Origin of the sequence: Streptomyces sp. NPDC059477, assembly GCF_042749375.1 — a bacterium.
In the GTDB taxonomy this organism is placed as follows: domain Bacteria; phylum Actinomycetota; class Actinomycetes; order Streptomycetales; family Streptomycetaceae; genus Streptomyces.
This window is the reverse complement of record NZ_JBHYUG010000037.1, coordinates 5574-15086: the sequence shown is the minus strand read 5'-3', so window position 1 is coordinate 15086 and position 9513 is coordinate 5574. Positions and strand designations below refer to the sequence as shown.

The window sequence follows — 9513 nt, the reverse complement described above, 5'->3', positions numbered from 1 at the left end:
CTGTGGGGGGGGGGGGGGGGGGGGGGGGGGTGGTGGGGTGGTGGGGTGTGGGGGGGGGGGGGGGGGGGGTGGCGGGGGGGGGGGGGGGGGCCCCCCCCCCCCCCGGGGCACCCTCGGGGGTCGAAAGGGATCCATACTTCCTTCCAAGGTCAAAGTGGATGGCACTAGGGGAAAGAGGGCAACCCACTCTCCCCTGCCCCATCCAATTGGTTTCCGGAGGTCCTATGACGAGCCGCATAGCCTCCTCACCCGGGGGAGTGAAGTGCGGAGAGGTAGTTCGCCGTACGACGTGCGGGCGATCTCCGCGGTGATGCTCGACCGACGGATGGCTGGTGGTGCCCCTGTGGTTCCGTTGGCCGGTGGTGCCCTGCGGTTCCGTGGCGGTGGGAGCACCCATGGCACCACCGACAAGTGCACCCGACGTTTCGTTGTGGCTGCTGGAGGCCGCCTGTGACGCAACCTCGGCGGGGCGTGCAGGTTTAGTAGTGGGTAGTGGGTAGTGGGCAGGGGGCGGCCAGTGCCGAAGCGGCCCCGGTCTCTCCCGTGTCACGCCCACCGGGCACTGAACTGCGGTGAGCGGAAAACCCCCTGGGAACCGTCCGCCGCAGTCAATAGGAGTTCACCATCGCCGTGTCGACGCCCAGTTCGCCGACCGCCCCCGCCCCGCCCGGGTCTCCCAGGGGCGTGTCGCGGCCCGGCAGTGGCTCGGTGAAGAAGGTGATCGAATCCGCGACGAACACCGCCCTGGCCTCATCGGCGCGGGCCGTGCGGTCGATGAAGATCGCGTCGACCGGGCACTCGGGTTCGCAGGCCCCGCAGTCGATGCACTCGTTGGCGTTGATGTAACTCTTGCGGTCGCCGACGTAGATGCAGTCGACCGGGCAGACGTCCAGGCAGGCACGGTCGGTGACGTCGATGCAGTTCGCGCCGATGACATAGGACACGGTGGTATCTCCGATCGGTCGGTGGTCAGACGGTTTCGGTGGAGTGGCCGGGAAAGAGGGACAGCCCGGGATCGAGGACGACCGCCGCGTTGTTCACCGCGGTCGCGACCTCGCCGAAGCCGACGGACATCAGCCGGACCTTGCCCTCGTACTCGGTGATGTCCCCCGCCGCGTACACCCGGTCGAGGCTGGTGCGCATACGGCTGTCGACGACGACGGAGCGGCGCCGCAGTTCCAGGCCCCACGCGGCGAGCGGGCCGAGGTTGCTGACGAAGCCGAGCGCGGCGATGACACTGTCGGCCCGCAGTACCCGCGGCCTGTCCTCGCCGCGTACCCGGACGCGGGCCTCCTGGAGGGCGCCGTCGCCGGCCAGCGCCTCGACCTCGGCGTTGGTGATGATCCGCGCCCCGCCCGTGGTGACGGCGCTGACGCTCGCCGCATGCGCGCGGAAGGTCTCCCGGCGGTGCACCAGGGTCACCGAACGGGCGATCGGCCCGAGGGCGAGCGCCCAGTCCACGGCGCTGTCCCCGCCCCCGACGACGAGGACGTCATGACCGGCGTGCACGGCGGGATCGGGGACGAAGTAACTCAGACCGCGGCCCAGGAACTCCTCGCCGGCCGGCAGCGCCCGGGGGGTGAAGGTGCCGATGCCCGCGGTGAGGACGACCGCGCCCGCGTCGATGACCTGTCCGTCGGCGAGTGTCACCTGCGGTCGGCCCGCCGCCGATCGTGCCAGCGAGACGGCCTGCCGGCCGAGCAGATAACGCGGCCGGTAGGTCTCGGCCTGGGAGAGGAGCGCGGCGACGAAGTCCCGCCCGCGCACACCCGGGATGCCCGCGACATCGCGGATCTCTTTCTGCGGGTACAGCGCGCCGACCTGGCCGCCGGGCTGCGGCAGGGCGTCGACGACGACCGTGCCGAGGCCACGGAACCCGGCGCAGTAGGCACCGTACAGCCCGGTCGGTCCCGCGCCGACGATGAGGATGTCGGTGCGGACGGGGGATGCGGACATGCCGGCCTCCTTGGGTCACGGTGCGAGGGGCTCGCCCTGCGGCGCGGGGACGCGTTTGACGGATTCGGGGATCGCGCGGGACCCGGTCACGGTGAAGGGGGGACCTGGGTCACCGTGCGCGGGATTCGGATGGACGCCGTCCGGTGGTCGGACGACCTCGGCCGGGTGGCGGCGCGGATCCGGAGTCCGGGTGGCGGCGCGGATCCGGAGTCCGGGCGGTGGTGCGGATCGGGGCCGGGGCGGTGGTGCGGATCAGGAGCCCGTGCGGCTTGCCCTGTGGACGTTAGATGCGCCGGCACTGGCCCGGCACGCGTTTGGGACCGCTCAGCGGAACGGTCGGCGCATCACGGACGCCGGTTCGGTCAGCAGAACGCCGGCCTTGGGAGCGGGCGGTTCCGGTGGTGGACTTCCGGACGTTCCGGTTGCACACGGCAGCCGCCGATGATCCGAATGGAGCGGTCATGAGCGTACCGAGCGGGCAGAAGGCCACCGCCCCGCGCCGTCGCCCCTCCCGGCCGGGCGGACTGCCCGGCCGGCAGGACTGGTCGAGCTGGCCCCGCTATCAGGCCGCCGCCGCGGGATTCCGCGGCTACTGGTACCCGGTCACCTACTCCTCGCAGGTCACCGGCAGACCGAGGCAGATCACCCTCCTCGGCGAGAAGATCGTGCTGCTCCGCGACAGCGGCACGGTCTACGCGCTGAGGGATCGCTGCCCGCACCGGGGAGTCCCCCTCAGCGAAGGCAGTCAGCAATTCCCGGGCACCATCTCCTGCCCCTACCACGGCTGGACGTTCGACCTCCGCAGCGGCGAGCTGAAGGCCGCGATCACCGACGGTCCGGCGTCCCCTATCTGCGGGAAGGTGACCCAGCCGACCTACCCGACCGCCGAGCGCCTCGGCATGGTGTGGGTCTTCGTCGGCGACGGCGAGGACGCCCCGCCGATCGACGATCAACTCCCCGAGGAACTCGTGGACAACGCCGCGATCGTCGGCTCGCGCATCCAGCCCCGTCCGGGCAACTGGCGCTTCGCCTGCGAGAACGGCTACGACGAGGGCCACGCCAAGTATCTGCACCGTACGGCCCTGTGGCGGCTGTTCAAACCGATGCCGGTCTGGAACGAGACCCGCGTCGTCCAGCGCGGCCGATGGATCTACCGCGTACAGGACGAGCAGCACTGGGAGGCCGACTTCCCGGGTCTCGGGAAATGGAGCAACCAGGCCTGGTTCAAGCTGAAGCCGCCGAAGGCGGTCGCCAACATCGGGAACACCGGCGGGCATCGCGAGGTGAACCCGGTCATCGCCGCGCAGGACTACCCCGGATTCGCCTCGGTGAGCATGCCCGGGGTGCTGCGCATCGTCTACCCGACCTTCATCCACTACGAGTTCTACGTCCCCGTCGACCAGGACAGCCACCTGTATGTCGGCGCCCTGGTCGAATTCACCCGGGGCATCAGGACGCTGCCCTTCTACGCCAAGTACCTCGGCTTTGTCCGGTGGCTCTTCCACGGCCAGTTCTCGGGTCAGGACCGGTGGATGGTGGAGGTGACCGACGCGCCGCCGGAACGTCTCTACCGCCCCGACGACTCGCTGCTGAGGTGGCGCAAGCTCGCCGAGGACACCTGCGAGGCACGGGCCGAACGACTGCGCGGCGACGGTATCCATCCGCCCGGCCCGCCGCCTGCGGACTGAGCCGGTGCCGAACGGCACCGCCCAGGAACGGGCACTCCAGGGAACGGGCACCCCAGGGAACCGGCACCCCAGGAAACAGAACGGCCCGGGAAATTGCACGGCCGGGGAAGCAGCACCACTCGGCGAAGCACCGCTCGGGGAAGCAGCACCTTCCGAAAAGCGAGGGACAGGGACATGGCACACATCGTGCTCGGGGTCGGAGCGTCCCACTCCACCCTGATGAACACCCACTGGGACCAGGTGGTGCACACCGACCGGGCGGAACGGTTCCGTGACGCGCTGGACGAGGCCCGCGAAGCCGTCGCCGCCGCCCGGCCCGATGTCGCGATCATCATCGGGTCGAACCACTTCCGGGGCTTCTGGCTCGATCTGATCCCGGCGTTCACCCTCGGGGTGGGCGAGGTCATCGCCTCCGGAGAGTCCGGGACGCCCAAGGGCCCGCAGCGCACCGACCCCGAATTCGCCCAGGCACTCGCGGGGCACCTTGTCGAACGGGGCACCGAGGTCGCGCTCTCCGCCCGCCTCCAGATCGACCACGGCCAGAGTCACGCCATCCAGTACGTCCTGCGCGGCCTCGGCATACCGGTCGTCCCCCTGGTGGTGAATGTGTTCGCCGCCCCGCTGCCGAGGCTGGGCCGCTGCGCGGCGCTGGGACGCAACATCGCGACCGCCATCGACGCCATGCCCGAGGACCGGCGCGTCGCGGTGATCGCCTCGGGCGGCCTCTCGCACCAACTGCCCTGGCCGTCCGACTGGCGTGATCCCCATGGCGAGGACGAGGAGTTCCTCGTGGAGGCCTGGCTGAACGGACGCCAGGACTGGGAGCGCTACGACGGGAGGCGACGCGAGATCATCACCGCCGCCCCGCCGGTGATCTTCCCCGCGTTCGACACGGAGTTCCTCGCCGCGCTGGAGCACGGCCGCCTCGAACGCTATCTGGACCTGTCCAGCGAGCAGATCGAGGCAGTCGCGGGCAACGGCGGGCAGGAACTGCGGACCTGGCTGGCCATGGCCGCCGCGCTGGGATTCGCCCCGGGCCGGAGCCTGACGTACGCGCCGATGCCCGAGTGGCTCACGGGCATGGGCGTCGCCCTGATCGACCCCGCCAGCGGACGGGGTGCGCCGTCATGACCGGGGCGGCGGCGAGAGACACCGACCCGGCCGTCCCGGCAGTGGGCCGCGCCCACCCGGCCGTCTCGGCAGAGAGCCGCACCGACTCGGCCGTCCCGGCAGCGGGCCCTGCCCACCCGGCCGTCTCGGCAGCGGGCCGCACCGACCCAGCCGCCCCGACAGAGAGCCGCACCGACCCGACCGCCCCGCCAGCGAGCCCCACCGACCCGCGGACCGAGGCGGTCCTGGCCCAACTGCTCGCCCGCATCACCGAGGACCGCCTGCGCCAGGCGGCCCACGCTCTCACTGCGACGCCCAGCCCAACCGGCCGCGAGGCACCCCTCGCGCACCTCATCGCCGACCGCCTGACCGCCGCCGGATTCGCCGCCACCGCCCAGCACCTCGACGCGCACCAGGCCAACGCCGTCGGCAGACTGCGCGGTCACGGCGGCGGAGACGACCTGATGCTCTACGCCCCGATCGACACGCTCACCACCGGCGACGAAGGCATCGACCTGCCGTGGATCGGCGAGCGGCTGCGCCCCGACATGCTGCCCAGGGCCGAGGACGACGGCCCCTACGTCTCCGGGCTGGGCGCAAGCAACCCCAAGGGGCATGCCGCCTGCGTCCTGGTGCTCGCCGAAGCGCTCGGTGAGGTCAGGCCCGCCCTGGTCGGCGACGTCGTGGTCGCCTTCGGCGCGGGCGGTATGCCGACCAACGCGATCGAAGCGCCCGGCCACCCCGCGCGGGCCAACACCGGACACGGCGTCGGCTGTTCCTTCCTGCTGGAGCGGGGCTGGCACACCGACCACGCGGTGATCGCCAAGCCCGGCGACTTCATCGCCCATGAGGAGGTGGGCCTGTGCTGGTTCGAGATCACCGTGCCCGGAATCCACACCTACGCCGGCAGCCGTCACCGGCTGCCCTACCGCAACCCCGTCGTCACCGCCGCCGAGGTCGTCACCCGGCTCGAACTCTGGCTCGCCGGCCACCCCGAGCGGCACCGGACGGCCACCGCCGCGCCGCAGGGTGTCATCGGATCGATCGCGGGCGGCTGGGAGCGTATGCCCGCAGTGACGCCCGCGGCCTGCCGGATCCGGCTCGACCTGCGGATCGCGCCGGGCACCACGCCGATGGCCGCCAAACGCGAACTCGCGGCGTACACGGCCCGGCTGTCAGCGGAACTCGGCGTGGAACTGGGGCTCGAACTCATCCTCGCGATCCCGGGCACGAGCACCCCGCCCGACGCGCCGATCGTGCGCACCGCGGTGGCGGCATGGGAACGGACGGCCGGAGCGCCGCACCGGGCGGTACCCGACAACAGCGGCGCGACCGACGCGAACATCCTGCGGTCACGGGGCATCCCCACCGCCCGCGTCGGAATGCCGAAGGTGGCGTCGAAGCGGTTCGAGACCGATTTCGCGCGCGGCATGAACACCGTCGACGTACGCGCCATGCGACGCCTGTGCGAGGTCCTGGCCCGGATCACGCTCTCGACCACTGCCACCCCGCCGCCCGCCTGACCACCCGCCCGCCTGACCACCCGTACGGCCGAGTGCCCGTACGGCCGAGTGCCCGTACGGCCGAGTGCCCGTACGGCCGAGTGCCCGTACGGCCGAGAGCCCGAGCACCCTCACGACCGAAAGAAGGACCGACATGCCACCACCCCCGGAAAGCCGGTACGCCGACGGCGGAGGCATCCGCTACCACTACCACGACCTCGGCAGCGGCCCCGACACCGTGTTCCTGCACGGCGGCGGTCCCGGCTGCACGGCCTGGAGCGACTTCGGGCCCGTCGCCCCCCTGTTCGCCGCCGACCGGCGCTGCCTCCTCGTCGACATCCACCAGTACGGCAAGTCCGAGAAGTCCCCGATCAGCGGCCCCATGTGGGACCACCACGCGGCGAAGACGGTCGCCCTCCTCGACACCCTGGGTGTGGAGCGCGCCGACTTCGTCTGCAACTCCTGGGGCGGCACGATCGCGCTCAACCTCGCCGCCAAGCATCCCGACCGGGTCCGCGCACTCGTGGTGACCGGCAGCATGCCCGTGTTCCACGGCCCGCTCGCACCCCTGCCCGAGGGAGGCCGCCGGGGCCGTAACGCCCGGGACGCCTACTACGGCGGCGAGGGCCCGACCCGGGAGAAGATGCGCCGGCTCATCACCCGACTGGAGTGGTACGACGGCGACCGGCTGCCCGCCGAGACCCTCGACCTGCGGTACGAGCAGAGCCTCGATCCCGGCGAGCGTGAACTCGCCGCGGGCTCCGACGCGCCGCGCGGTCAGTGGCAGGACCTCGACCGGGAACTCGCACTCGTCCAGGCACCGACCCTGTTCCTGTGGGGCATGCACGACGCGTTCCTGACGCCCGACTATCCGCTGATGCTGGCCCGCATGGTCCCGAACGGGAATCTGCATGTCATGGACCACGCCTCCCATCACCTCCAGGAGGAGCGCCCGTACGCCTTCCACTCCGTCGCCGCGGGCTTCCTCGACTCCCTCGACCCGGCCCCCGCGCACCGGCCCGTACGCCAGGGGGCCCGCTCATGACCACGACGAAGGAGAACCGGGTGAAGGCCCTGATCGCACTACTGGTGTCGGCCGTCCTGCTGCGCGGGTGGTGGGCACGCAGCAACACCCAGGTGCACCGCATCAACCAGAAGTAGTCCCGCCATCAACCAGAAGTAGCCCTGCCATCAACAGGAGTAGCCCGCCCCGCCGACACCGAGCCAAGCACCCGCCCCGAAAGAATCGGAGCAGTACCCGTGAGCATCTGGACCGAACTGGGCCCGATCACCCACCGCGTGGAGTACGTCGACGCCAACGGGATCAGGACCCGCACCCTGCGCGCCGGAGACCCCGACGCACCGGCCGTGGTGTTTCTGCACGGCACCAGCGGACACCTCGAAGCCTTCGCCCGCAACATCGCCGCGCACGCCGCGTACGACCTGCACGCCATCGACATGCTCGGCCACGGCCACACCGGCAAGCCCGCCGCACCGTACGAGATCAGCGACTACGTCGGCCACCTGCTGGACTACCTCGACGCGGCCGGGATCGAGCGCGCGCACATCGTCGGGGAGTCCCTCGGCGGGTGGGTGGGCGCCAGGGCCGCCATCGAGCACCCCGGACGAGTCATCAGCCTGCAACTGCTGTGCGCCGGCGGCACCGTCGCCGACCCCGAGGTCATGGCGCGGATCCGCGCCAGCACCAGACAGGCGGTCCTGAGCGACGACATCGACCTGACACGCGGGCGCCTCAGGCTCCTCATGGCCGACGACCGGGACGCCACCGAGGAACTCGTCGAGGTCCGTCACGCCATCTACCACCAGCCCGACTTCGTCGCGAACGTCGACAATCTGCTCTCGCTCCAGGACATGGAGCGCCGCCTGCGCAATCTGCTGCGCCCCGAGGATCTCGCCCGGATCACCCAGCCGACTCTGGTCGTCTGGGGCCGGCAGAACCCGTTCGGCGACGTCCCCGAGGCGGCGGCCATGCACCGGGCGATCCCGAACTCCCGGATAGAACTGCTCGATGACTGCGGGCACTGGCCGCAGCATGAGCAGGCCGCCCACTACAACACGATCAGCCTGGACTTTCTGCACCGGGCCGCCGGCTGAGACGGCGTCCGGATCCCCGCGAACGCGGTGCCCGCCACGGCCTTCGCGTAGAGGCGAACCGGTTCGGTCAGCGGAACCGATCCCTTGACCGGAATCGGTCCGCTGACCGATCCTTCGGAAATGTCGGGAATCATCGAGGGTACTGCGGAGAGCGCCGACGCGGACGCGAAGAGCGACGCCGGCGCCAAGAGCGTGCTCGGCAAGGTGCAGCTCATCCTCGAATCGTTCGGTCACGACGACGAACACCTCAGCCTCACCGAGATCACCCGCCGATCCGGCATGGCCAAGGCATCCGTCCACCGCCTGGCGCAGGAGCTGCTCCGGTGGGGCGTACTGGAGCGCCACGGCTCCGACTACCGGCTCGGGATGCGATTGTTCGAGATCGGGCAGCGGGTGCCCCGGCAGCGCATTCTCCGCGATGCCGCGCGGCCGTACATGGAGGATCTCCATCAGTCGACCAGCGAGACCATCCATCTCGCCGTGCTCGACGGCCGCGAGGTGCTGTATCTGGAGAAGGTCCCGGGCCACGGACAGGTCTCCAAGCCGTCGCGGGTGGCCGGGCGGCTGCCGCTGCATTGCACGGCGACGGGCAAGGTGCTGCTCGCGTTCGGCCCGCACTCCCTCGTCGACGAGGTCGTCGCCGCGCCGCTGGAACGGATCACCCCACGTACCGTCGCCACGCCCGGCCTGCTGCTGAAGGAACTGGCGCGGGCCCGGGACACCGGCCATGCCGTCGAGTACGAGCAGACCAGGGTGGGCTATCTCAGCGTCGCCGTCCCGCTCGTCGGCGCCACGGGGACGACCATGGGCGCGCTGTCGGTGACCGCACCCGTGTTCCGGGCCGATGTGCGCAAGTACGCCGGACTGCTGGAGCTGGCGGGGCGGCGGGTCAGCAAGACGATCACGGCCATGAGCAGCGGCTGACCCGGGTCCACCGCGCCCGCGCGACGTACTTCCTCCGAGACCGCCCGCCCTGATCCGTCCGGCCCCCCGTCCGGCCCTCCGTCCGGCGCGTCGGCCCACCTCCCACGGGCCGTATCCCCCGGCTGGGGGATACGGGCCGCACCCCGCTCCGCGGGCAGTGTGCCTCCCTCCGCCCCACCCTCCCGCTGACGAAACGAACCACACACCCTCCGGAGTCA

The 9513-nt window shown here is 71.3% G+C and carries 8 protein-coding genes; 6 read left to right on the top strand and 2 right to left on the bottom strand.

Features of this window, described 5'->3' with window-relative positions; translation table 11 throughout:
- Window positions 1–608: 608 nt before the first annotated feature.
- The gene (locus ACFXAZ_RS19825) at window positions 609–944 is read right to left on the bottom strand and encodes an indolepyruvate ferredoxin oxidoreductase subunit alpha (RefSeq protein WP_384592547.1); all 336 of its coding nucleotides are present in this window, start codon (window positions 942–944) and stop codon (window positions 609–611) included.
- A 25-nt stretch (window positions 945–969) separates the two neighbouring features.
- Window positions 970–1956 carry an NAD(P)/FAD-dependent oxidoreductase gene (locus ACFXAZ_RS19820; protein ID WP_384592544.1) on the bottom strand — a complete coding sequence of 329 codons (987 nt, stop codon included), beginning with the start codon at window positions 1954–1956 and terminating at the stop codon, window positions 970–972.
- Window positions 1957–2417: 461 nt separating this feature from the next.
- On the opposite strand from ACFXAZ_RS19820, the gene ACFXAZ_RS19815 reads away from it, so the two are divergent.
- The 6 genes from ACFXAZ_RS19815 to ACFXAZ_RS19790 all read left to right on the top strand — a co-directional run bounded on the left by ACFXAZ_RS19815 (window position 2418) and on the right by ACFXAZ_RS19790 (window position 9295).
- Window positions 2418–3644: a Rieske 2Fe-2S domain-containing protein gene (locus ACFXAZ_RS19815; RefSeq protein WP_384592541.1), complete on the top strand. Its 1227-nt coding sequence runs from the start codon at window positions 2418–2420 to the stop codon at window positions 3642–3644.
- 174 nt (window positions 3645–3818) lie between these two features.
- Entirely contained in the window at window positions 3819–4775 is a 957-nt protein-coding gene (locus ACFXAZ_RS19810; RefSeq protein ID WP_384592538.1) for a catechol 1,2-dioxygenase, read from the top strand.
- Window positions 4772–6277, top strand: a complete 1506-nt coding sequence (locus tag ACFXAZ_RS19805; RefSeq protein ID WP_384592535.1) for a deacylase — start codon at window positions 4772–4774, stop codon at window positions 6275–6277. The genes ACFXAZ_RS19810 and ACFXAZ_RS19805 overlap by 4 nt, the downstream gene beginning before the upstream one ends.
- Window positions 6278–6410: 133 nt before the next feature.
- A complete protein-coding gene (locus tag ACFXAZ_RS19800; protein WP_384592532.1) occupies window positions 6411–7301 on the top strand; it encodes an alpha/beta fold hydrolase in 891 nt (296 codons plus the stop codon).
- 215 nt (window positions 7302–7516) lie between these two features.
- Window positions 7517–8371, top strand: coding sequence for an alpha/beta fold hydrolase (locus ACFXAZ_RS19795; protein WP_384592530.1), 855 nt, complete (start codon window positions 7517–7519; stop codon window positions 8369–8371).
- Between the two features lie 120 nt (window positions 8372–8491).
- Complete coding sequence (locus tag ACFXAZ_RS19790) at window positions 8492–9295, top strand: IclR family transcriptional regulator (protein WP_384592527.1); 804 nt, start codon at window positions 8492–8494, stop codon at window positions 9293–9295.
- Window positions 9296–9513 lie beyond the last annotated feature (218 nt).